Raw genomic sequence first — 22,423 nt, 5'->3', positions numbered from 1 at the left:
GATGACCACCAAGACCCTGACACGGCCTCCCGACGCACCCGACATCGGCAGCCGCCCCCGCCCCTCCACATGGATCTGGAGCTGGCTGTACGGCGGGGCCTTCGCCGTGGCGGCCCTGCTCCTGACCGTCATCGGATACCTCGGCGCGGGACTGGCCAGCGGGCACGTCGACTGGCTGAAACTGCTGACCGAGAAGGCATGGGCCCCGACGAGCTCCGTGTACGGCGGCCTGGCAATGATCTACGGAACCGCCGTGGTGTCCGCCCTCGCACTGGTCATCGCCGTGCCGATCAGCTGGGCCGCGGCCGTCGCACTGTCGGAGTACCTCCCGCCCCGTCTGTCCCGGCCGCTGCGCATGTGCGTGGAGTTGCTCGCAGCCGTACCGTCCATCGTCTACGGCCTCATCGGCATCATGGTCGTCCGCCCGGTCATCGCGCAGATCGGCGACGTACCGGGTGGGGACAGTCTCGCCGCCGCCGGCATCGTCCTCGCCGTCATGATCACTCCGACGATCGTGGCGGTCAGTGTCGACGCACTCGCCGCTGTGCCGGACCGCGTCCGCGAGTCCGCGTACTCCCTCGGCCTGACCCGCCGGGAAGTGGTCCGCTCGGCAGTACTGCCGCTGGCCCGATCCGGCATGCGAGCGGCTGTACTGCTCGGACTGGCCCGAGCGCTGGGCGAAGCCATCGCCGTCTTCCTGGTCGTAGGCCGGGCAGACGGACGATTGCCCACCAGCTTCGGGGGGTTCCTCGACTCGCTGACCCACCCCGGACAGACACTGACGACGAAACTCGCCGGACCGGAACCCGTCCTCGCCGGGACCTCTGGCCCCTACTTCGCCGCGCTTTGCGCACTGGGCCTCATCCTCCTGGCGCTGGTGGCCGCCGCAACCATCTGGGGCACACGAAGCCGCACCCGCAAGAACACGGCGGACCGCACTCCACGCTTCCGGGGGACACCGCGGATGCGGTTGCAGCGGGACCGGCTGGTCATGACGCTCCGAATGGGCGCCCTGCTCCTACCCAGTGCACTCCTCCTCGGCATGCTCGCTCTACTGGTGACGCGCGGGAGTTCGGCCTTCAACCCGTCCTTCTGGTTCTCCTCAGCGACGGGCGCTGCGGGAGGCGGAGTCCGCGACCAGATCGTCGGTACCGTGCTCCTTGTCACCGCCACCGGCATCCTGGCCCTGCCCCTCGGATTCGGGGCGGGAATCCTGATCGGTGTCCACGCATCCCAGCGCACGGCGCGAGTGCTGCAGACCTTCACGGTCGTCCTCGGAGGGGCTCCGACCATCCTGCTGGGCCTGGCCGGATTCGTGATCCTCTCCACCACCATGGGCTGGGGCCGGTCGTGGTTGGCCGGCGCGATCGTACTCGTCCCCGTCGTGGTGCCGGTGATAGCCCTGACGACCTCCGCCCGCGTCAGAAGCATCCCTCCAGAGCTCAAGGAAAGCGCCATGTCCCTCGGCCTGACGCGCGCACAGTTCGTCCGCTCCGTCGTCGTTCCGTACACCTGGCCCGCAACGATCACCGGACTGCTGCTCGGACTGGCCCGCGCGGCCGGCGAGACCGCCCCGCTGATCTTCACCGCGACGGTCTTCTTCGGCGCACCCGCCCTACCGAGCGGCATCGTGGAAGCGCCGGTGCAGGCACTACCGACCCACATCTTCACGCTCTCACAGGACTCGGGCGACCCACAGGCCGTCACCCAGGCATGGGGAAGCGCCATGGTGCTGGTCGTCATCACAGCCGTACTTCTCAGCGCGGCGGTGGCGCTGCGCAACCGCTCCGAGGGGGAACGATGGACAACGTGATCACCGTGCGCCAGCTACGCGTACGCAGCAAGGACAAAACTCTGGTCGGCCCCGTCTCCTTCAATCTCCAGCACGGGTCGACCACGGGCCTGTGCGGACCGTCCGGCGTCGGCAAATCCACGGTTCTGCGCGCCCTGGTGGAACTGCTCCCGAACGGGCTGACCCGCGACGGGGAACTCCAGGTGCTGGACCGCACGATCGCACCCGGCAAGGGAGACGCCGACCTGAGGGCGAAGATCGTCCTTGTCCCTCAGACGCCTGTCGTCTTCGGGGGCAGCATCCTCGACAACGCCCTGTTCGGGCTCCGTCATCTTCTCCGGGCCTCCCAGGAAGTCCTGCGCGAGCGCGCGGAGAAGGCGCTGGAGGAAGCCGGACTGTGGAAGGAGGTCGCCGACCGGCTCGACTCACCCGCGCAGAACCTGTCCGCGGGGCAGCGCCAACGGCTCTGCCTTGCCCGGGCCCTTGCTCTGGAGCCGGCCGCGCTGCTGCTCGACGAGCCCACCAGCGCCCTTGACGAACGCAGCAGGGACAAGGTCGAACAGTCCATCGCGGCGCTGCGCGGAAGCCGTGCCGTCCTCCTGGTCTCCCACGACCCGGCGCAGGTGGAGCGCCTGTGCGATACGACCGTCCACCTGGACCAACCCGCGACGCCATCGACGGCTGCCGCCGTGGCCTGATCGTCAGTATGGGAGTGAAGGTCCGACCGCCGCCCCCACAGGTCCTCGACTCAAGCCTCGTGTCGTATCGTCGCAGCACCTGACCGCAACGGTAGGGGCGGAGCGTCGGTCCCGACCGACGATGCCTACGCACCGACCTGGCTGCGCTGATGCAGGATCTGCATCAGCGCAGCGCGCACACCGGCACCCAGCCTGTAGTAGACGAGGCGACCCTCACGTCTGCTCTCGATCAGACCTATGCAGCGCAGTCGTTTCAAGTGATGGCTGACCGTGGCAGCGGACACGCCGACGTCCGCCAGTTCATGTACCGCGGCTTCACCTCCTGACCGCTCCGCGAGCTTCATCAGCAACTGCAGACGAACGGGGTCTCCCAGGGTCTTGAAGACATTGGACCACCAGACCATGTCGGCCGTGCTCAGCTCCAGACACGTCCCGTCACAAGCGGAGCCCGCCCCCTTCTGACACATGACATCTCCCTCCCAGCGTCCCTTCTGGGATCCGTTACCGGTGGGCATGTCCTGGCACCCAGGGGACCGCAGCATACGGTCCGAGCGTGCACCTGCGGACGGGCGGAGCCGACCGGTTCAGGTGGTCTGCGACAGCAGTCCCGCCATGGCCGACAGAACGCCGGGCGCAACCCGGTAGTACACCCAGCTGGCGCGGCGCTCCGACTCGAGAAGTCCGGCCTCTCGCAGCTTGCGCAGGTGGTGGCTGACCGTGGGCTGAGAGACTCCGACATCCTGAATGTCACAGACACAGGCCTCTCCACCCGGCCGAGCGGCGATCTTCGAGAACAGCCGCAGCCGGACGGGATCGGACAGCGCCTTGAACATCACGGCGATCTTTTCCGAGTCCGCAGCGGACAGCTCTTCCTTGCCCAGCGGCTGGCAGCACCAGGACGCGGTGGCGTTCACGTTGGTGGAGTCCAGAGCCAGATTCGACATACCTCTATGTTGACAGGCATCTAATCATTTGCCAAGCGGCAAGCGGAACCCCTCTGCGCCCGAACGGGCACAGCTTAGATGAACTTCTATGTTGACGAACGTCGATTCCGGATGCATCCTGGCGGCATCGATAAACATCGAAGCCGAGGAGCCGTCGTGAATGCGCCCGCCGTTCCCACCACACCCGTAGTCGTCATCGGCGCCGGACCCATCGGGCTGGCTGCCGCAGCTCATCTGCTGGAACAAGGGCTCCCTCCGCTCGTACTGGAAGCAGGCCCCACCGCCGGCAGCGCCGTCAGCGAGTGGGCCCACGTCCGCCTGTTCTCCACATGGGGCGAGGTCGTGGACCCCACCGCCGAAAAGCTCCTCTCCCTCACCGGGTGGAGCAGGCCCGACAGCAGCACCTACCCCAGCGGCGGTGATTGGGTGCAGCACTATCTGCAGCCGCTTGCCGACACCCTCGGCGACCGGGTCCGCTACGGAGCCCGAGTCACCGGCGTCTCGAAGGCCGGCCGGGACCGCGTCGTGGACGCCGACCGCGACGCACAGCCGTACGTCGTCCAGGTGAAGCACGCGGACGGCCGGGAAGAGAGGATCACCGCCTCCGCAGTGATCGATGCCTCCGGCACCTGGTCCCTGCCCTCCCCCGCCGGCAGCAGCGGTCTGCCCGCCCTCGGTGAGCACATGGCCTCCGAGCATGTCACCTACCGCGTCCCCGATCTCACGGACCCGGCGGTGCGCGCACGCTACGCGGGAAGGCGCACAGCGGTCATCGGCTCGGGCGCCTCGGCATTCACCGCGCTCGCCTCACTGGCCGAACTCGCGCGGTCCCAGAACAGCGCGACGACAAAGACGGTGTGGGTACTGCGCCGCGGCCTCTCGGGCTCCACCTACGGCGGCGGCGAAGCGGACCAGCTGCCCGCGCGCGGTGCCCTCGGTCTGGCTGCCAAGGCCGCCGTCGACGAGGGCCACGCAGAGGCGGTCACGGGCTTTCGCACCGAGGCCGTGGAACGCGGTGCCGAGGGCCGGCTGATCCTCGTCGCGGAAGACGGTCGGCGGCTCCAGGCAGTGGACGAGGTCATCGTCCTGACCGGCTTCCGCCCCGACCTGTCCTTCCTCTCCGAGGTCCGCCTGCGCCTGGACGAACGCCTGCAGGCACCGGTCGAGCTCGCTCCACTGATCGACCCCAACCAGCACTCGTGCGGCACCGTCTACCCGCACGGCCATCGAGAACTGTCCCACCCGGACTCCGGTGTCTACCTGGTCGGCATGAAGAGCTACGGACGCGCTCCCACGTTCCTGGCGATGACCGGCTACGAGCAGGTCCGCTCCATCGCGGCCGCCCTGGCGGGCGAAACCGAAGCGGCCGACCGCGTCGAGCTGGTCCTGCCGGAAACCGGCGTCTGCGGAGGCTCGGGACTCTTCGACACGGACTACGCCGCCGAGCCCGACACGCAAGGCTGCTGCTCTCCCTCGGCTCCTCAGTTGGTCCAGTTGTCCACCATCTCCCCCGGACCTGCCACGACACCCGACAGCAGCAGCAACGCCTGATCGTCCCCACCCGCAGCCGTTGCGGCCACGGGAAAAGCGCCCCACTGAACCGGCAGGAGCAATGTCCCCATGTCCCGGATACAACTCGCCCTGCGAGTACCCGATTTGCAGTCAGCCATCGCCTTTTACAGCAGGCTGTTCGACACTGAACCGGCCAAACTACGTGATGGCTATGCGAACTTCGCCGTCACCGAGCCGCCGCTCAAGCTGGTTCTGATCGAGGGAGAAGGAGGTGCGGACACCCGCCTGGACCACCTCGGTGTCGAGGTGGCATCCACCGAGGACGTTGCGACAGCCACCGCCCGGCTGAACCAGGCCGGGCTGAGCACCCGCGAAGAGAACGACACCACCTGCTGCTACGCCCTGCAGGACAAGGTGTGGGTACACGGCCCCGGCCAGGAGGCGTGGGAGGTGTACGTCGTGAAGGCGGACGCCGACACCCTGGCCAAGCAACCCAGCAGCACCTGTTGCGCGTCCACCGATGCCGTCCAGACCGGGCCGCAGACCACCACAACCAGTTGTTGCTGACCGGCGCATGAGCTACCGCTCCCCCGCGACCACCGCCCTCGACCGGCCGGCGCGGCCGGGGGCGGCTCTCCCCGCCCTGTGCCTGACTCAGATCACCAGCTGGGGCATCGTCTACTACGCCTTTCCGGTCCTCAACCCACAGATCACCATGGCCACCGGCTGGAGCGCCACCGCAACCACGGCCGCGTTCTCCGCTGCCCTGCTGATGTCGGCTGTTGCGGGCATCAGCATCGGCCGTATCCTCGATGCCCGAGGCCCTCGCACCGTCATGACCGTCGGATCGGTGGTCGGCACAGTCAGCTTGGTCATCATCGCCAGCGCCCCCAACCTGACCCTGTTCACCGCCGGATGGCTACTGGCCGGTTTCGCCATGGCCTCCACCTTCTACCAACCCGCGTTCGCGGCGCTTACCCGCTGGTGGGCCCCCAACCACGTACGTGCGCTGACGATCGTCACTCTTGCCGGCGGCCTGGCATCGACCGTCTTCGCACCACTCACCGCCGAGTTGGCCAGCCACTTCAGTTGGCGGCACACCTACCTGCTTCTGGCTCTCGTCCTGGCCACAGTGACGGTGCCCCTACACGCCTATGCCCTGCGCGGCCCATGGCCCCCCGCCCCATCCCCGAGCACAACAGGTGAGACCGCATCTACAGTCGTCATCACGCGTAGCCGTCCCTTCCTTCTTCTGGCAACGGCTCTGACCCTGTCGGCGTTCGCAGCGTACGCCGTCGTCATCACCCTCGTCCCCCTGCTGCTCGACCGCGGCTACACCGCTGCCGAAGCCGCCTGGGCCCTGGGGCTGGGCGGAGCCGGCCAGACCCTCGGCCGCACCCTCTACGCCTCACTGGCCCGCCGCAGCTCCCCCGCTCTACGCGCAGCAGTGCTGATCGGCATGGGAGGACTGACCACCGCGGCCTTCGCGCTCATTCCCGGCCCTTACGGGGTGCTTGCGGCGCTGGCTGTAATCGCCGGCACCGTCCGCGGCAACCTGACCCTGCTGCAGGCCACCGCCATCACAGACCGATGGGGCGCCAATCGCTACGGCCGCCTCTCCGGCATCCTCGCCGCCCCCACGACGACCGCCTCCGCACTCGCTCCGTTCGCCGGCACCGCCCTGGCCGCCCCTCTCGGCGGCTACCCTCACCTGTTCGCCGTTCTCGCGTTGACCTCGTCCGCCGCTGCGCTCATCGCCTGGTACACGGCACCAACTACGGCTGCCACAAGGCCATAGCCACCAAGGACCGAAACGGAGGGGCCTGCCCTAGCATCTGCCCAACATCAGGTGAACTCGCAGTCCGGCCGTATTCGATCGTGTCAAGGTGATCACACTGCGTCTATGGTTGACGGGTGACTGTCATAGATCTGCAGATGTCGGATGACGGGTTCTTCGAAGGCGGCTCATGCGGGCCCGGGCTGAACTGCCAGCCCCTGGAGCGATCAGAAGCCGAACAGCTGTCCACGATACTGAGATCCATCGCCGACCCCACCCGCCTGCAATTGTTCCGACTCCTGGAACGGGCCCCCGATGGCGAGGCCTGCGTGTGCGATCTGGCCGACAGCCTGGGGCTGCGGCAGTCCACAGTCAGTCACCATTTGAAGATCATGACTGAGGCAGGGCTCCTGGACCGCGAACGGCGCGGTACTTGGGCCTGGTTCTCCGTCAACCACGAAGGACTGCGCCGGATCCGCTCCATTCTGGACCCAGCTCCCCAGGCCACGACAGGGCCGTGATTCACTGATCCCTCTCAGAGGCTCATGTACGCGGTACGACCAGCCGCCGAGAAGCCTGCTACGAGCGCTCCGATACGGCTCTCCTCCAACAAGGCAGCACCACAAGCCTCACCGTCACAGCCATTGACGCCGCTTGTAGAACCCCCACAATACGATGGGCCAAGCAGCGAGTCCGTGCGGCAGAGCGTGTACCCGTCGCCCACAGGCTCGCTATCCACCCGGTGGTCATCCAGCCACGCTGACGACGCCACCGCGCCCAGAGGTCAGCCACGAAGGCCACCGGAACATGATGACGCGTCAGTAGAGTGAGCAAAAGGTTAGCAAGTGTCCTGCCACAGCCACCCACAGATGGCGACACCCTCAGCAGGCATGGCGCAGCGCATCGAGCTAACAGCACGCCCTGCCGCCCCTCGCCCGCAAGGCACCCATGAGTGACGACGGAGGACGGCCGGCCGACTGGCCGGCACCAGCTCATCAGCCATTCTCGCAGGTCAGCGTTCCCTTCCGCGCGGCTTCAGTGGCACCGTCGGCAGCGCAGGGGCAGGCAGCGGGACGCCGTCATACCCCTTGACCTCACCGAACCGTGTCCCTTCCATCCAGTCCCGGCGGGCCTGTACGATCTCCTCCTGCGACCGTCCGATCCAGTTCCAGAACATGATCAGCTCCTCCTCGAAGGGCTCGCCGCCCAGGAGCATCAGGCCGGCGTCCGAGTCGGCCCGCAGGGGGAGTTCGTCGCGGCCGCAGCCGAGGTAGAGCATCGAGCCCGGCACCAGGGGGACGCCGTCGACGTGGGCCTCGCCGCTCATGGCCAGTACGGCGTACTCGAAGTCCCGTTCCAGCGGCAGGCGTACGTCCGTGCCGCCGGTGAGGGCGAGGTCGGCGCCGACGAGGGGCGTGTACGTCGTGCCGGGCGAGGTCGCGCTGTCGAGGGTGCCGAGCAGCACGGTGGCCGCCAGCCCCGGGGCCGTGACCCGGGGCAGCTCGGCGTGGAACTCGAAGTGCGCGTCGGTGTGGCGGTCAGTGTCCGGGAGGGCCACCCACAGCTGCGCGCCGTGCAGCAGGCGGGCGTGCGCACGCGGGCTCTCCTCGGAGTGGCTGATCGCGCGGCCGGAGGTCATCAGGCCCAGCTGGCGCGGGCGGATGGTCTGCAGGCTGCCGGTGGAGTCGCGGTGCAGTACCTCGCCCTCGTGCAGCCAGCTCACCGTCTGCAGGCCCATGTGCGGGTGGGGCGGCACCTGCATGCCGGGCTCGTCGGCGATGTCGTCGGGACCGTAGTGGTCGACGAAGCACCAGGCGCCCACCATGCGCCGTCCCAGGTTGGGCAGCAGGCGGCGGACCTCGGTCGACTCGCCGAGCTTGACGTTGCGGGGGCTGAGGAGTTCGCGCACGGGCTCCGTCACCACGAAGCCACGGCCGCCGCACAGGCTGGGGACCGCGTCCCGGTCAAGGTTGCTCATGCCGCCCAACCTAGCCCCCGGCCGGTGCTCCGCGTGGGCCGGTCCTCGGGGCGTCACCGTGGCGGGCGACGGCGGCGCCGGGCGGTAGTGGAATGTTCAACCGTATGGCGTGGTTGCAGGAGACCGAAGGAGGTTTTGAGTGGACACGACGTACTACGACCACGGAACGCCGGCGGAGCGCTGGGAGCGGGCGCGGATGTTCTTCGACGCCAAGGACTACGCCGCCGCGGCCCGCGTCCTGGACGGACTGGTCGCCGAGGTGCCCGGGCAGACCGGGCCGCGGCTGCTGCTGGCCCGCTCCTACTACCACTCGGCCCAGCTGCGGCGGGCGGAGGCCGAGCTGCGGATCGTCGTCGAGCGCGACCCCGTCGAGCAGTACGCCCGGCTGATGCTTGGCCGCACCCTGGAACGGCAGGGACGGCAGGAGGAGGCCGACGCCCAGCTGCGGATCGCCTCCGCCCTCGCCGGCGACTTCGCCGGGCTCTGAGCGAGGCCGGTGCCCCTGTGCCCGTGCCCGCCCGGTCCGCGGCGGCGGGCCCGTCGCGCCATGCCACGGGGTGGCGGGCCCGTCACCCCGTGGCATGCTGGCGCGATGGGAACTCCGCGTGAACGTACCCCGCTTGCCGAGCGGGTCGAGGAACTGCTCGCCGTCGGCGGACCGTTGCCGATCGTCGCGGCCGGGGATCCGGTGCTGCGGCGCGCGGCCGAGCCGTTCGACGGGCAGTTGGAGCCCGCGCTGCTCGCCCGGTTCGTCGAGGCGCTGCGCCTGACCATGCACGCGGCGCCGGGTGTCGGGCTGGCCGCGCCGCAGGTGGGGGTGGGGCTCGGGATCGCGGTGATCGAAGATCCGGCGCCGGTACCGGACGAGGTGCGCGTGGCGCGCGGGCGGGTGCCCCAGCCGTTCCGCGTGCTGGTCAATCCGTCGTACGAAGCCGTCGGCGCCGGGCGTGCCGCGTTCTTCGAGGGCTGTCTGAGCGTGCCGGGGTGGCAGGCGGTGGTGGCGCGCCATGCCGAGGTGCGGCTGCTGGCGCTGGACGAGCACGGGCGGACGGTGGACGAGGTGTTCGCGGGCTGGCCGGCCCGGATCGTGCAGCACGAGACGGACCATCTCGACGGCACGCTCTACCTGGACCGGGCCGAGCCGCGTTCACTGGCGTCCAACGCCGCGATGGCCGACCTGTGGTCCCAGCCGACGCCGGAGCGGGCGGCGGCGGCACTGGGGTTCGAGCTGCCCGGCCCGGCCGTCTGAGCCCGGAAGTCGGAGCCCGGTGGTCAGCGCCCGGCCGTCCGAGCCCGGTGGTCCGGTCGGCCACCGGGCTCACGCCCACGCGACGGGTCCCGTCGGTCCCGGCCCCGTCAGTTGTCCCGGTAGGTCTCCAGGAGCCTCAGCCACACCTCGCTGATCGTCGGGTACGACGGAACCGCGTGCCACAGGCGGCTGACCGGCACCCGGCCGGCGACGGCGACGGTCGCGGAGTGGATCATCTCGCCGACGCCGGGACCGACGAAGGTGACGCCGCGGACGATCTCGTCCTCCAGGTCGACCACCATGCGGGCCCGGCCCTTGTAGCCGTCGCCGTACAGGCTCGAACCCGCCACCGCGATGGGCACGTCGACGGCCCGGACGCGGTGTCCGGCCTGCTCGGCCTCGGCCAGGGTCAGGCCGACGGACGCGGCCTCGGGGTCGGTGAAGACCACCTGGGGGATGGCGTCGTGGTCGGCGGTCGCGGCGTGCGCGCCCCACGGGTCGGACTCCAGGATCGGCACCCCCGAGGCGCGGGCGGCGATGGCGGCGCCCGCGATCCGCGCCTGGTACTTGCCCTGGTGGGTGAGGAGGGCGCGGTGGTTGACGTCGCCGACGGCGTAGAGCCAGTCGCTGCCCTCCACCCGGAGGCTGTCGTCGACCGGCAGCCAGGAACCCGGCTCCAGTCCGACGGTCTCCAGGCCGATGTCGCCGGTGCGCGGCGTCCGGCCGGTGGCGAAGAGGATCTCGTCGGCCTCCAGGCGGTCACCGGTGTCGGTGACGGCGACGACGGTGCCGTTCTCGCGAGTGACGGACTCGACGGAGACGCCGGTGCGGATGTCCGCGCCGGCCTCGGTGAGCGCCTCGGCGACCAGTTCCCCGGCGAACGGCTCCATCCGGGCGAGCAGGCCGCCGTCGCCGCGCACCAGCATGGTCACCCGGGAGCCGAGGGCCTGCCAGGCGGTGGCCATCTCGACGGCGACGACTCCGCCACCGACCACGATCAGCCGGCCGGGCGGGCTCTTCGCGCTGGTGGCCTCGCGGCTGGTCCAGGGGCGCACCTCGGCGAGTCCGGGCAGCGGGGGCAGCGAGGCGGCGCTGCCGGTGCACACGGCGACCGCGTGCCGGGCGGTCAGGGTCCGGCGGGTGCCGTCGGGAGCGGCCACCTCCACCGTGCGCGGCCCGGCCAGCCGCCCCTGGCCGCGGTACAGGTCGGCGCCGATGCCCTCGACCCACTGGACCTGGCCGTCGTCCTTCCAGTGCGAGGTGAACTCGTCGCGGCGGGCGAGGACGGCCGCGGCGTCGAGGGGTTCCCGGACCGCCCCGGCGAGGCCGGGCAGGCGGCGGGCGTCCGCGCGGGCGAGGACCGGGCGCAGCAGGGCCTTGCTGGGCATGCACGCCCAGTAGGAGCATTCGCCGCCGACCAGTTCGCTCTCCACGATCGCGGTGGACAGTCCGGCCGCTCGGGTGCGGTCGGCGACGTTCTCGCCGACGGGGCCGGCGCCGATCACGACGACGTCGTACGTGAGGGAATCCGATTGCGTCATGGGGTCAGTCTGGTGGGTGGTGTGCGAGGTGGCCACATGGGTACGTGCGCGGAATACCGACCAGGTCGGCAGTGTTGTGCCGACGGCTTGTCCCCCGAAACCAGGAAGAGGTATCACCTCATGACCAGCACCGTGGAACTCACCAAGGAGAACTTCGACGAGACGGTCACGGGCAACGAGTTCGTGCTGATCGATTTCTGGGCGTCGTGGTGCGGTCCGTGCCGTCAGTTCGCCCCGGTGTACGAGAAGGCCGCCGAGGCCAATCCGGACCTGGTGTTCGGCAAGGTGGACACCGAGGCGCAGCCCGAGCTGGCGCAGGCCTTCGGCATCCAGTCGATTCCGACGCTGATGATCGTGCGGGACCAGGTGGCCGTGTTCGCGCAGCCGGGCGCGCTGCCGGAGGAGGCCCTGACGGATGTGATCGGCCAGGCCAGGAAGCTGGACATGGACGAGGTCCGCAAGGCGGTCGCCGAGCAGCAGGCGCAGGCCGGGCAGAACGGCCAGGAGGCCCAGTAGCGGGCGGTCCGGCCCCGCCGGTCAGCTCGACTCCCGGTGCACCACCGTGGCGCCCAGCACCTTGTGGCGCTCGGGCGCGGCGCCGGGGTCGTGCACGGCCCGGTCGACGAGTGCGGCCAGGTCGCGGCCGGCGGGCAACTCCAGGTGGACGGTGCTCAGCCGGGGCCGCAGCAGCCGGCCCAGCATCAGGTCGTCGGCGCCGATGACGGCCGTGTCGCCGGGGACGGCGAGGCCCTCGTCCTGGAGGGCCCGCATCAGCAGCATCGCGTACTCGTCGTTGTACGCGAAGACCGCGTCGAGCCCCAGAAGGCGCCAGCGCGCCGCGAGGCGGGCGGCGTCCTCTTCGTCGTAGGCGAGGGGCAGTTCGGTGACGGTGGCGTCGGTGCCGGCGACGGCGTGGCGGGCGCCCACGAGGCGCGGTGCCGAGAAGACGTCCAGGCCGTGTTCCGCGGGAACGACGACGCCGATGCCGCGGCGTCCGCGGTCGTACAGGTGGCGGGTCGCGCCGCGGCCGACGCCCTCCTGGTCCGTGAGCAGGGCGTGGGCTCCGTCGACGGCCTCGGGGCCGAGGGTGAGGACCGCCCGGGCGCCGGAGCGTTTGAGGATCTCCACGCCTCTCGGGCCGAGGTCGGAGCCGGGGGCGAGGACGGCGACCGGCCGCAGTTCGGCCCAGGCACGGGCGGCCTCGTCGCCGTGCACGCCGACGGTGCCGTACTGCACGACGGTGTAGTCGAGGCACCCCAGGGCCCACTGGAGTTCGGCGAGGAAGCGGCTGTAGAGCGGGCCGGCGGGGAAGGACGGCGCCGGCATCAGGACCATGCGGCTGTGTCCGGTACGCAGTGAGCGGGCCGCGGCGTGCGGGACGTACCCGAGTTCCCGGGCGGCCTCGCGGACGCGGCGGCGGGTGGGTTCGCTGATCCGTACGGCGTCGGCGTTGTTGAGGACGTAGGAGACGGTCGCGCGCGAGACGCCGGCCAGGCGGGCCACATCGGTGCTCGTGGGGGCGGAGCGCGGTGCGGGAGGCTCGGGGGCCGGCTGATTCGGTATCTGCACCATGACGTACGGCATCCTGGCAGAAGCCGGACGCGGGGCGGCGGGCGGGGCGACCCGGGGCGTGACGGGGCGGGTTCAGGCCGTCGGGGCGGCGCCGGGTCACTCGCTCCCGGGGGCCGGGGGCTCGGTGCGGGTCATCCGCGCCACGAGGTCGATCCAGCCCGCCCGCACCCGTTCGGCGGGCAGCCCGCACTGCTGGGTGAGGTGGTGGATCAGGGCCGCGTCGAGGTAGGCCATCAGAGTGTGCGAGAGCAGTTCGCTGTCGGCGTCCGGCACGGCCTCCCGCAGCAGCAGCGCCACATGCTGGCGCAGGAAGCGGCGCGGGGGGAAGGTGTGGCGCCGTTCGGCGCTGGGTTCCCCGGCCAGGAGCAGGTCGAGCTGGTCGACGGAGCGGCTCAGCAGCGCGCAGCCGAAGGCCCGCAGCCGCTCGACCGGTGGCGCGCCGGGGCCCAGCGGCGGCGGACCGCTCAGGAGCGCGGCCTGGAACTTGCGCTCGGAGTGGTCGACCATCGCCGCGAGCAGCCCGGTGCGGTCGCCGAAACGGCGGAAGACCGTGCCTTTGCCCACGCAGGCCGCGGTGGCCACCGCCTCCATGGTGAGGGCGGCCGCGCCGTGCTCGGCGACCAGGCGCTCGGCGGCCTCCAGGAGCCGGGCGCGGTTGCGCGCGGCGTCGGCGCGCAGGCAGGGCTCGTCCTCGTCGAACCCGGTGCCGAGTTGCAGCAACTCGGGCGAGCCGGCGTTCTCCTGAGGCTGCGGGACGGGCGGCGGGACGGCGCACATGAAGCCAGCGTAAAGCATCGGGATGAAAACTGGACCGCGGTCCGTTTGAGGTGTTAGAAATTAAACGGACCTCGGTCCGGATCGTAACCGCAGTGTTTCGGCCCGCCCGTCACCCTCTGTTCCAGTACTGGGAGTACTCATGTCTGTCCGCATCCTTGCGCTCGTCGGCAGCCTTCGCGCCGGTTCGCACAACCGCCAGCTCGCCGAGGCGGCCGTCAAGTTCGCGCCGGAGGGCGCCGAGGTGCAGCTGTTCGAGGGGCTCGCCGAGATCCCCTTCTACAACGAGGACATCGACGTCGAGGGCGGCGTCCCGGCCGCCGCCGCGAAGCTGCGCGAGGCCGCCCAGGGCGCGCAGGCCTTCCTGCTCTTCTCTCCCGAGTACAACGGCACCATCCCGGCCGTCCTGAAGAACGCCATCGACTGGCTGTCCCGCCCGTTCGGCGCCGGGGCCTTCACCGGCAAGCCGGTCGCCGTGGTCGGCACCGCCTTCGGCCAGTACGGCGGCGTGTGGGCGCAGGACGAGGCCCGCAAGGCCGTGGGCATCGCCGGCGGCAAGGTGATCGAGGACATCAAGCTGTCCATCCCCGGCTCGGTGACCCGCTTCGCCGAGACCCACCCCGCGGACGACGCCGAGGTCGCCGCGCAGCTGACCGAGGTCGTCGCCCGGCTGCACGGCCACGCGGACGAGACCCTCGCCGCCTGACCGCCGGGCGGGGACACGTCGGGACCGGAGCTCGCCCGAGCTCCGGTCCCGACGTGTGTCAGGCCACCGCGTCGGCGGCCAGGGTGCGCAGCTCTTCGAGGGCGGCCGCGACCGCGGCACGGCGGTGACCGCCGCTGCGCGTGCAGGTCAGCAGCTTGCGGTGCGGCCGGTTCGCGCAGGAGACGCGGACGATGGGCAGCTCGGGGGTCAGCCGGGCGAGCCGGGGCACCAGGGCGACGCCGAGCCCGTGGGCGACCAGGTGAGCGGTGACGTTCCAGTCCACCGCGTGATGGACCACGTCGGGGGTGAACCCGGCGGCACCGCACGCCGACATCACGTGCGTCCGGCAGGGGCTCTGCGGAAGGGGCGCGATCCAGGCCTCGTGCGCCGCGTCGGCGAGGTCGGCCCCGTCCCGTCCGGCCAGCGGATGGTCCGCGGGGACGACCAGGTCGAACGGTTCGTCCAGGAGGGGCCGCTGGTCGAAGCGCGCGTCGGCCGAGGGCGGACTCGCCGGGGTCGCCTCCACCACCGCCAGGTCGCTCTCCCCCTCGAAGAGCAGGTCGAAGCTCTCCGCCACCTCGACCTCCCGGATCCGCACCGACAGCCGGGAATGCCGCTCCCGCAGCCGCGCCGCCATCGGGGCCAGCAGGACGGCGACGGCTACCGGGAACCCGGTGACCCGCAGCGGTCCCGCGGGTGCGCCCTCCCCCGCCCGCAGATCCTGCTCGGCCTCGTCCCAGCGGGCCTCGATCGCGTCCGCGTGTTCGAGCAGGCTCTCGGCGGCCGCCGTGAGCCGGACCCCGCGCCCCTGCGGCTCCAGCAGGTCGACGTCCAGGTCCCGGGCGAGCTGCCGGATCTGCTGCGAGGCGGCCGACGGGGTGAAGTGCAGGGCTCGGGCCGCCGCGGTGACGGTGCCGTAGTGGGCGACGGCCCGTAGCACGTGCAGCCTGCGCAGATCAATCATGAAGTACACGCTTCACGGTGGAGTCCGTAAAGTCAACCTGGACGTGAACGGATCGGTGGCCGCACCCTTGTCAGTGGCGCCACGGTGGGACCGAACTCCCACACCGGCATCCCCACGTACCACTGACGCACGAGGAGTCGCCATGCCCAGCACGACCGGTGTCGTCTGCCCGCACTGCGGGTGGCCCGACGGTGCCGAGCCCTTCCGGGTGCTCTCCGCCCACCCCACCGGGGCGGGCGGCACCCTGTGGACCCGGTGCGCCTGCGGTTCGCTCCAGGCCCGCGTCGTCGACGCCCACGGCACCCGTGTGGTCTCGCGCGGCAGGCCCACCCCGGCGGGCTGCTGACGCTGCTACCAGGGCAGCGGACCCGCCGCGTCGAAGAAACCCCCGGTGGGTCCGTCCGGGCCCAGCCGCGCCGTGCGGACGATGACCTCGGCGCCCTCCGCCACGCTCTGCGTGCCGGTGTTGCCGTTCAGGTCGGTCGCGGTGAAGCCGGGCTCGACCGCGTTGATCCGCATCCCCGGGAACGCCTTCGCGTACTGCACGGTCAGGGCGTTCACCGCGGTCTTCGACGCCGGATAGGCGAGGCCCGGGTAGCCGTACCCCGGGCTCTCGGGCGAGCCGAGTCCGGCCAGTGAGGCCAGCCCGCTGCTCACGTTGACCACGACGGGCGCGGTGGAGCGGAGCAGCAGCGGCAGGAAGGCGTGGGTCACGCGCACCAGCCCGAAGACGTTGGTCTCGAAGACGGTGCGCAGCAGGTCGGCGGTCGTGTCCGGCGCGCCGGTCACGGTGTTGTGTTCGCCGCGCTGCTCGACGCCGGCGTTGTTGACCAGGACGTCGAGGCCGCCGTCGGCAGCCACGGTCTCCGCGGCGGCGGCCACCGACGCGTCGTCGGTGACGTCCAGGACGAGGGGACGCGCGCCCAGTTCCGCGGCGGCGCGGCGGCCGCGCTCGGGGTCGCGGGCGGCGGCGTAGACGGTGTGACCGGCGGCGACGAGGCGGCGGGCCGTCTCGAGGCCGAGGCCCTTGTTGGCTCCGGTGATCAGTGTGGTCGTCATGACCTCAAGCCTGTGCCGCGCCGGTGCGGGCAGCCAGGCGTCCGGTCTTCCTGGGACCGCGGGTACCAGGAAGACCGGACGCCCGCGGTGTTCACTGGAGGCATGACGGCTACGGAGTTCGGGCGGGCGCTGCGACTGCGCAGGGACCGGGTCCCGCCCGAGGCGGCCGGGCTGCCCCCGGGCGGCCACCGGCGGGCGGCGGGGCTGCGGCGCGAGGAGCTGGCCCTGCTGGCCGGTGTCTCCGTCGACTACGTGACCCGCCTGGAACAGGGCCGGGCGGCCCACCCGTCGGCACAGGTCGTCGAGGCCCTCGTACGGGCGCTGCGGCTGCCGGCCGAGGAGCGCGCGCACCTGTTCCGGCTGGCCGGGCTGGTGCCGCCGGGGCCCGAGACGGTGCCCGCGTACATCCCGCCGAGCGTCCACCGGCTCCTGGACCGCCTGGCCGGCACTCCGGTGGCCGTGTACGACGCGGCGTGGACGCTGCTGCTCGCCAACCCGCCCTACGCGGCGCTCATGGGCGACCCCTCCCGGTGGCGCGGCCTGGAGCGCAACGGCGTGTGGCGCAACTTCGTCGGCCCGGGCAGCCGGACCCGGTACACGCCCGGGGAACGGCGCGCCTTCGAGGCGGCGCTCGTCGCGGACCTGCGCGCCACCGCGGCCCGCTATCCCGCGGACCGCGGGCTCACCCGGCTGGTCGGCGAGCTGTGCGCCGGCAGCGAGCGGTTCGCCGAGCTGTGGCGGGCGGACGCGGTGGGCCGGCACGAGGCGGCGCGCAAGACCGTCGACCATCCGCGGGTCGGGCCGGTCACCCTGGACTGCGACGTGCTCGGCGTGGCCGGCGGCGACCTGCGGATCATGGTCTACACGGCCGAACCGGACACCGCCGACGCGGAGCGGCTCGCCCTGCTGACCGTCCTGGGCACCCAGGAGCTCGTGGAGTAGCCGCCGGGCCCGCAGGCAGGTGTCAGGTCCGCTCCTCTCCCCTGGTGACCCACAGGCTCGACGCCGTGGTGAGGGCGAGGACCAGCACGATGAACCCGAGCGAGAAGGGGATGCCGATCTCGGGCACGTGGACGCCGGACTCGTGCAGGGCGTGCAGCACCAGCTTGACGCCGATGAAGCCGAGGATGACCGACAGGCCGTAGGAGAGGTGGACGAGCTTCTTCAGCAGGCCGCCGATGAGGAAGTAGAGCTGGCGCAGGCCCATCAGGGCGAACGCGTTGGCCGTGAACACGATGTACGGGTCCTGCGTCAGACCGTAGATGGCGGGGATGGAGTCGAGGGCGAACAGGACGTCGGTGAACCCGATGGCGAGCATCACGACCAGCATCGGGGTCATGACCCGCCTGCCGTTCTCCTCGACCCACAGTCTGGTGCCGTGGTAGCGGTCGGCGACGCCGAAACGGCGCTCGACCGACTTCAGCAGCTTGTTCTCCTCGTACTCCTCCTGCTCGTGCCCGCCCCTGCGGGCGTCCTGGACCAGCTTCCAGGCGGTCCAGATCAGGAAGGCGCCGAAGAGGTAGAACACCCAGGAGAAGGCGGAGATCATCGCGGCGCCGGCCGCGATGAAAGCGGCGCGCAGCACCAGCGCCACCAGGACGCCGACCATCAGCACCCGCTGCTGGTACTGCGAGGGCACCGCGAACTTCGTCATGATCAGGACGAAGACGAAGAGGTTGTCGACGCTGAGCGACTTCTCGGTGATGTAGCCGGCGAAGAACTCGCCGCCCGGCCCGCCGCCGCCGAACACGATCAGTCCCACCCCGAACAGACAGGCCAGCGCCACCCAGACGGCCGTCCAGATCCCGGCCTCCCGCAGGGACACGTCGTGCGGCTTGCGGCCGACGAAGAAGTCGGCGGCGACGAGGACGCACAGGCCCACGACGGTCAGCGACCAGACGCTGAGGGAGACGTTCACCGGTGCTCCTCGTGCGGAACGGGCCGCGTTCGGGGTTGCTCCTGATCAGGGTGTTTCCGGGATGCCGGGCAGGCAACCCGGCACCGTGCGCGGCCCCGCGCACCGAGACCGGCGCGCACCGGCCGACTCCGCCGACGTGACGGGAGCTCCGGATGACTGCTCGGCCCTCGCATCCGCATCCCGCCCGGCCGGGCCCGCGCATCGGCGTGCTGGGTTCCTACGGCGGCTTCAACGTCGGCGACGAGGCGATCCTGACGTGCGTGCTGAGCTGTCTGCGCGCCCGGCGGCCGGACGCGCACCTCGTCGTGCTGAGCCGGGACGCGGAGCACACCCGCTCCCACCACCCCGACGCCGACGAGGTCGTCCCGTGGGAGGGGGTCAGCCGCAACCACGTCGTGGACGTGCTGCCCCGCCTCGACCTGCTGGTGCTGGGCGGCGGCGGCATCCTCTACGACGGCGAGGCGCGCCGCTATCTGCGGCTGGTGCGCGCCGCGCAGATCCGGCACGTGCCCACCTTCGCCTACGCCGTCGGCGCCGGCCCGCTGACGGACGCCGAGGACCGGGACGCGGTGCGCACGGTGCTGGCGGAGATGGACGACGTCGTGGTGCGCGACGAGGAGTCGCGGCTGGTCCTCGAGGAGGTCGGCCTGGAGCGCGAGGTCGCGGTCACCGCGGACCCGGCGCTGCTGCTGGCGCCGGAGCCGTTCACCGGGGCGATGATGCGCGACGAGGGCCTACCGTCCGGCGCCCGGCTGGTGGGCATGTCGGTGCGCGAGCCGGGACGGGCGGCGGAGAAGCTGGCCGAGGGCGACTACCACGCCCTGCTCGCCGACGTCGCGGACTTCCTGGTGCGCCGGCTGGACGCGCGGGTGGTGTTCCTGCCGATGGAGCGGCACGACGTGCGGCACGCGCACGCGGTTCTGTCCCACATGACCGCCCCGGACCAGGGCCGCATCCTGCACGGCGACTACAGCCCGGGGCAGGTCCTCGGCTTCATGCGCCACCTCGACGTGGCCGTGGGCATGCGGCTGCACTTCGTGGTCTTCGCCGCGCTCACCGGCGTGCCGGTGCTGCCGCTGCCGTACTCCGGCAAGGTCTTCGACTTCGCGCGCCGGCTGGGCGCCCCGGCGCTGGTGGGGGTGGCTCGGGAGCAGGCCGGTCTGCTGCTGGCCGAGGTGGACCGGCTGTGGGACGAGTATCCGCAGCGCCGGGACGACCTGATGTCCCGGGTGGCGGAGCTGTCCGCGTCGGCGCGGGAGACCTGTGAGCGGTGCGGGTCCCTGCTGGACGGCATCGCCGCGCCGCGCGGTTCGGACGGCGCCCCCGCGGCGGACGCCGGGCCGGCCGGCGGCGGGCCGGGGGGTGCCGAACCGTACCGCGCCGAGGCACGGCCGCTGAACGCCTGACCCGGAGGTGAGCGATGCCGATCCTGGAAGAGCCCCGCGGCTCCCGTACCGTCACGCTGCCGCCCCGGACCGCCCGGCACGGGGGCCGCTGCGACGTCCTGGTGGTGGGCGGCGGCCCCGCCGGGTTCGCGGCCGCGGTCGGCGCGGCCGACGCCGGGGCCGACGTCGTGCTGGTGGAGCGGTACGGGTTCCTCGGCGGCAACGCGACGGCGGCGCTGGTCATGCCGCTGATGTCCTTCCACAACGAGCACAGGCAGGCCGCGTTCACCGAGGCCGGGGACACCTCGCGGCTGCTGCCCACGGACCACGGCGAGGGCGAGCCGGTGGTCGCGGGCGTCCTGTGGCAGCTGCTCGACCGGCTCATGGGGCGCGGCGGCTGTCTGCCGCCCTCCGCGAAGACCGGGTACACGGTCCCCTTCGACCCGGAGCTGTTCAAGCTGTGCCTGCTGGAGATGATGGACGAGTCGGGGGTGCGGACGCTGTTCCACGCGTTCGCCTCAGGAGCCCTGCCACTGGACGACGGCTCGGGCCGGCGGGTGGTGTTCGAGACCAAGTCGGGACCGGTGGTGATCGACGCGGGTGTGGTCGTGGACGGCACCGGCGACGGCGACGTGGCGGCGGCCTGCGGGGCTCCGTACGAGATCGGGCGGCCCGAGGACGGGCTGGTGCAGCCCATGACGCTGATGTTCCGCGTCGCCGACTTCGCCCGGCCGGACTTCGCCGCCTACGTGCGCGAGCACCCCGACCAGTGGCGGGGCGTGCACGGGCTGTGGGACCTGATCGAGGAGGCCAGGGCCAACGGGGAGCTGCGGCTGCCGCGCGAGGACATCCTGTTCTTCGCGACCCCGCACCCGCGTGAGATCGCCGTCAACAGCACGCGGGTGAACCGGGTCCTCGGCACCAGCGTGTGGGACCTCACCCGCGCCGAGTACACGGCCCGGCACCAACTGGCGCAGATCGACCGCTTCCTGCGCACCCGGGTGCCGGGCTTCGAGGAGTCGTACGTCGTGCAGAGCGGCACCCACGTCGGCGTGCGGGAGAGCCGGCGGGTGCTCGGCGACTACCAGCTGACCGGCCACGACATCCTGGCGGCGCGCACCTTCCCGGACGTGATCGCGCACGGCGCCTATCCGGTCGACATCCACAACCCGCGCGGTTCCGGCACCGTGCTCAAGCGGGTGCCGCGGGGCAGCTTCTACGACATCCCGCTGCGCTGTCTGCTGCCCCGGGACACCGACCGGCTGCTGGTCGCGGGGCGCTGCATCTCCGGGACGCACGTGGCGCACTCGTCGTACCGGGTGATGCCCATCGCCATGGCGACCGGTCACGCGGCCGGGGTGTGCGCGGCGCTGACCGTCCGGCACGGGCGCGGACCGCGCGGGCTGCCCTACCGGCTGGTCCAGCGCGAACTGCTGCGGCAGGGGGCCCGGTTGCGGACGGAGCCGCCCGGCTGACGCCCCCCGGACCCGCTCCGGGTCCGGCTCAGCTCGCCCAGTCGAGCAGGCGTTCCCGGTGCTCGGGGGCGCGCAGGTGGGCCAGGGAGGCCTTCTCCAGCTGGCGCACGCGTTCGCGGGTGAGGCCCACGTGCCGGGCGACCTGCTGCAGGGTGCGGGGGCGCCCGTCGTGCAGGCCGTAGCGCAGGCTGAGGATCAGGGACTCGCGGGGGGCGAGGGTGCCGACGGCCTCCCGCAGTTCCGCCGCGAGCGCCTGGAACTCGGCGACCTCGGGGGCGCGCAGCACCTCGGTGTCGGGGATGAGGTCGCCGACGACGGTGTCGCCGGTCTCGTCGACGGGGGTGTCCAGGCTGACGGCGTCCCGTCCGACCCTGCGCAGCCAGACGACCTTGTCCGCGTCGATGCCGCTCTCGGCGGCGACCTCCTCGACGTCCGGCTCGCGGTCCAGGCTCGCGCGGAGCTTCCGTTCGACCTTGGCGAGCTTCTGTAGCTGCTCCACGACGTGGACCGGCAGCCGTACCGTGCGCGCGTGGGTGGCCAGGCCGCGCTCGATGGCCTGGCGGATCCACCAAGTGGCGTACGTGGAGAACTTGAAGCCCTTGGTGTGGTCGAACTTCTCCACGGCCCGGATCAGTCCGAGGTTGCCCTCCTGGATGACGTCCAGGAGGGGCAGCCCGCGGTGGGCGTGGCGCTTGGCCATCGACACCACGAGGCGCAGGTTGGCCCGCACCATGTGGTCCTTGGCCTCCTGCCCGTCGTGGACGGTCTCCTCCAGTGCGCGGCGCCGCCCCGGCGCGGGGGCGGGTTCGCCTGTGCCGGCCGCCTCCAGTTCCTCCCTGGCCCGGACACCGGCCTCGATGCGGGTGGCGAGGCGGACCTCGTCCTGCGCGGTCAGGAGCGGGGTGGCCCCGATCTGGGTCAGGTACTGGCCGAGCAGGTCGGGTTCCTCGTCGGGTTCGGGGATCCGGTCGCGCAGCCGCGCGGTGCGGGTGGCGGCGCGGCGGTCGTCCCGGGTGCGGGCCGCGGGTGTGCGTGCCGTGGGCGCCATGTCGCTTCCTCCGTCCCCTCCTCGGGTCTCG

At 71.7% G+C, this 22,423-nt stretch carries 24 protein-coding genes; 14 read left to right on the top strand and 10 right to left on the bottom strand.

Going from position 1 to position 22,423, the window contains the following annotated elements; translation table 11 throughout:
• The first annotated feature begins 1 nt into the window (after position 1).
• Positions 2-1,813 carry a phosphate ABC transporter permease subunit PstC gene (pstC, locus tag ACIQFU_RS11930; protein WP_402550739.1) on the top strand — a complete coding sequence of 604 codons (1,812 nt, stop codon included), beginning with the start codon at positions 2-4 and terminating at the stop codon, positions 1,811-1,813.
• Positions 1,801-2,490 (top strand): ATP-binding cassette domain-containing protein, encoded by a 690-nt coding sequence (locus ACIQFU_RS11925; RefSeq protein ID WP_402550738.1) that lies wholly within the window; start codon positions 1,801-1,803, stop codon positions 2,488-2,490. The genes pstC and ACIQFU_RS11925 overlap by 13 nt, the downstream gene beginning before the upstream one ends.
• A gap of 125 nt (positions 2,491-2,615) precedes the next feature.
• On the opposite strand, the gene ACIQFU_RS11920 is transcribed toward ACIQFU_RS11925, so the two are convergent.
• A complete protein-coding gene (locus ACIQFU_RS11920) occupies positions 2,616-2,957 on the bottom strand; it encodes an ArsR/SmtB family transcription factor (RefSeq protein WP_402550737.1) in 342 nt (113 codons plus the stop codon).
• 117 nt (positions 2,958-3,074) lie between these two features.
• Positions 3,075-3,434, bottom strand: a complete 360-nt coding sequence (locus ACIQFU_RS11915; protein ID WP_007445854.1) for a helix-turn-helix transcriptional regulator — start codon at positions 3,432-3,434, stop codon at positions 3,075-3,077.
• 156 nt (positions 3,435-3,590) lie between these two features.
• On the opposite strand from ACIQFU_RS11915, the gene ACIQFU_RS11910 reads away from it, so the two are divergent.
• The 4 genes from ACIQFU_RS11910 to ACIQFU_RS11895 all read left to right on the top strand — a co-directional run bounded on the left by ACIQFU_RS11910 (position 3,591) and on the right by ACIQFU_RS11895 (position 7,244).
• Positions 3,591-4,985 (top strand): NAD(P)-binding domain-containing protein, encoded by a 1,395-nt coding sequence (locus ACIQFU_RS11910; protein WP_402550736.1) that lies wholly within the window; start codon positions 3,591-3,593, stop codon positions 4,983-4,985.
• Positions 4,986-5,054: 69 nt separating this feature from the next.
• Positions 5,055-5,513 (top strand): ArsI/CadI family heavy metal resistance metalloenzyme, encoded by a 459-nt coding sequence (locus ACIQFU_RS11905; protein WP_016325517.1) that lies wholly within the window; start codon positions 5,055-5,057, stop codon positions 5,511-5,513.
• 7 nt (positions 5,514-5,520) lie between these two features.
• Positions 5,521-6,744 carry an MFS transporter gene (locus ACIQFU_RS11900; protein ID WP_402550735.1) on the top strand — a complete coding sequence of 408 codons (1,224 nt, stop codon included), beginning with the start codon at positions 5,521-5,523 and terminating at the stop codon, positions 6,742-6,744.
• A 137-nt stretch (positions 6,745-6,881) separates the two neighbouring features.
• Positions 6,882-7,244, top strand: a complete 363-nt coding sequence (locus tag ACIQFU_RS11895; RefSeq protein WP_042799867.1) for a helix-turn-helix transcriptional regulator — start codon at positions 6,882-6,884, stop codon at positions 7,242-7,244.
• A 491-nt stretch (positions 7,245-7,735) separates the two neighbouring features.
• Here the strand turns inward: ACIQFU_RS11895 and ACIQFU_RS11890 are convergent, their stop codons facing one another.
• Positions 7,736-8,701 carry a pirin family protein gene (locus ACIQFU_RS11890; RefSeq protein ID WP_402550734.1) on the bottom strand — a complete coding sequence of 322 codons (966 nt, stop codon included), beginning with the start codon at positions 8,699-8,701 and terminating at the stop codon, positions 7,736-7,738.
• 139 nt (positions 8,702-8,840) lie between these two features.
• On the opposite strand from ACIQFU_RS11890, the gene ACIQFU_RS11885 reads away from it, so the two are divergent.
• Together ACIQFU_RS11885 and ACIQFU_RS11880 are read left to right on the top strand one after the other, a co-directional pair.
• A complete protein-coding gene (locus ACIQFU_RS11885) occupies positions 8,841-9,188 on the top strand; it encodes a tetratricopeptide repeat protein (RefSeq protein WP_402550733.1) in 348 nt (115 codons plus the stop codon).
• Between the two features lie 105 nt (positions 9,189-9,293).
• Positions 9,294-9,950: a peptide deformylase gene (locus tag ACIQFU_RS11880; RefSeq protein ID WP_402550732.1), complete on the top strand. Its 657-nt coding sequence runs from the start codon at positions 9,294-9,296 to the stop codon at positions 9,948-9,950.
• 107 nt (positions 9,951-10,057) lie between these two features.
• On the opposite strand, the gene ACIQFU_RS11875 is transcribed toward ACIQFU_RS11880, so the two are convergent.
• Complete coding sequence (locus tag ACIQFU_RS11875; RefSeq protein ID WP_402550731.1) at positions 10,058-11,491, bottom strand: dihydrolipoyl dehydrogenase family protein; 1,434 nt, start codon at positions 11,489-11,491, stop codon at positions 10,058-10,060.
• Between the two features lie 87 nt (positions 11,492-11,578).
• Here ACIQFU_RS11875 and trxA point away from each other — a divergent pair, with 87 nt between their 5' ends.
• Positions 11,579-12,007, top strand: a complete 429-nt coding sequence (gene trxA / locus ACIQFU_RS11870) for a thioredoxin (protein WP_402550730.1) — start codon at positions 11,579-11,581, stop codon at positions 12,005-12,007.
• A 21-nt stretch (positions 12,008-12,028) separates the two neighbouring features.
• Here trxA and ACIQFU_RS11865 read toward each other — a convergent pair whose 3' ends face one another.
• Positions 12,029-13,063 carry a LacI family DNA-binding transcriptional regulator gene (locus ACIQFU_RS11865; RefSeq protein WP_402550729.1) on the bottom strand — a complete coding sequence of 345 codons (1,035 nt, stop codon included), beginning with the start codon at positions 13,061-13,063 and terminating at the stop codon, positions 12,029-12,031.
• 96 nt (positions 13,064-13,159) lie between these two features.
• Positions 13,160-13,840: a TetR/AcrR family transcriptional regulator gene (locus tag ACIQFU_RS11860; protein ID WP_402550728.1), complete on the bottom strand. Its 681-nt coding sequence runs from the start codon at positions 13,838-13,840 to the stop codon at positions 13,160-13,162.
• A gap of 139 nt (positions 13,841-13,979) precedes the next feature.
• On the opposite strand from ACIQFU_RS11860, the gene ACIQFU_RS11855 reads away from it, so the two are divergent.
• Positions 13,980-14,543 carry an NAD(P)H-dependent oxidoreductase gene (locus ACIQFU_RS11855; protein ID WP_402550727.1) on the top strand — a complete coding sequence of 188 codons (564 nt, stop codon included), beginning with the start codon at positions 13,980-13,982 and terminating at the stop codon, positions 14,541-14,543.
• A 58-nt stretch (positions 14,544-14,601) separates the two neighbouring features.
• On the opposite strand, the gene ACIQFU_RS11850 is transcribed toward ACIQFU_RS11855, so the two are convergent.
• The gene (locus ACIQFU_RS11850) at positions 14,602-15,507 is read right to left on the bottom strand and encodes a LysR family transcriptional regulator (RefSeq protein ID WP_402550726.1); all 906 of its coding nucleotides are present in this window, start codon (positions 15,505-15,507) and stop codon (positions 14,602-14,604) included.
• Between the two features lie 142 nt (positions 15,508-15,649).
• On the opposite strand from ACIQFU_RS11850, the gene ACIQFU_RS11845 reads away from it, so the two are divergent.
• A complete protein-coding gene (locus ACIQFU_RS11845; RefSeq protein WP_402550725.1) occupies positions 15,650-15,853 on the top strand; it encodes a hypothetical protein in 204 nt (67 codons plus the stop codon).
• Between the two features lie 5 nt (positions 15,854-15,858).
• Here the strand turns inward: ACIQFU_RS11845 and ACIQFU_RS11840 are convergent, their stop codons facing one another.
• Positions 15,859-16,566, bottom strand: coding sequence for an SDR family NAD(P)-dependent oxidoreductase (locus ACIQFU_RS11840; protein ID WP_402550724.1), 708 nt, complete (start codon positions 16,564-16,566; stop codon positions 15,859-15,861).
• A gap of 102 nt (positions 16,567-16,668) precedes the next feature.
• On the opposite strand from ACIQFU_RS11840, the gene ACIQFU_RS11835 reads away from it, so the two are divergent.
• Positions 16,669-17,508: a helix-turn-helix transcriptional regulator gene (locus tag ACIQFU_RS11835; protein ID WP_402550723.1), complete on the top strand. Its 840-nt coding sequence runs from the start codon at positions 16,669-16,671 to the stop codon at positions 17,506-17,508.
• A 22-nt stretch (positions 17,509-17,530) separates the two neighbouring features.
• Here the strand turns inward: ACIQFU_RS11835 and ACIQFU_RS11830 are convergent, their stop codons facing one another.
• Positions 17,531-18,484, bottom strand: coding sequence for a TerC family protein (locus tag ACIQFU_RS11830; RefSeq protein ID WP_402550722.1), 954 nt, complete (start codon positions 18,482-18,484; stop codon positions 17,531-17,533).
• A gap of 152 nt (positions 18,485-18,636) precedes the next feature.
• On the opposite strand from ACIQFU_RS11830, the gene ACIQFU_RS11825 reads away from it, so the two are divergent.
• Both ACIQFU_RS11825 and ACIQFU_RS11820 read left to right on the top strand, forming a co-directional pair.
• Positions 18,637-19,890: a polysaccharide pyruvyl transferase family protein gene (locus tag ACIQFU_RS11825; protein ID WP_402550721.1), complete on the top strand. Its 1,254-nt coding sequence runs from the start codon at positions 18,637-18,639 to the stop codon at positions 19,888-19,890.
• A gap of 14 nt (positions 19,891-19,904) precedes the next feature.
• Positions 19,905-21,344 (top strand): FAD-dependent oxidoreductase, encoded by a 1,440-nt coding sequence (locus ACIQFU_RS11820; protein WP_402550720.1) that lies wholly within the window; start codon positions 19,905-19,907, stop codon positions 21,342-21,344.
• Between the two features lie 28 nt (positions 21,345-21,372).
• Here ACIQFU_RS11820 and ACIQFU_RS11815 read toward each other — a convergent pair whose 3' ends face one another.
• Entirely contained in the window at positions 21,373-22,392 is a 1,020-nt protein-coding gene (locus ACIQFU_RS11815; RefSeq protein ID WP_402550719.1) for an RNA polymerase sigma factor RpoD/SigA, read from the bottom strand.
• Positions 22,393-22,423: the final 31 nt, after the last annotated feature.

The organism is Streptomyces sp. NPDC093065, assembly GCF_044754585.1.
In the GTDB taxonomy this organism is placed as follows: domain Bacteria; phylum Actinomycetota; class Actinomycetes; order Streptomycetales; family Streptomycetaceae; genus Streptomyces.
This window is presented reverse-complemented; position numbering and strand designations above follow the sequence as displayed.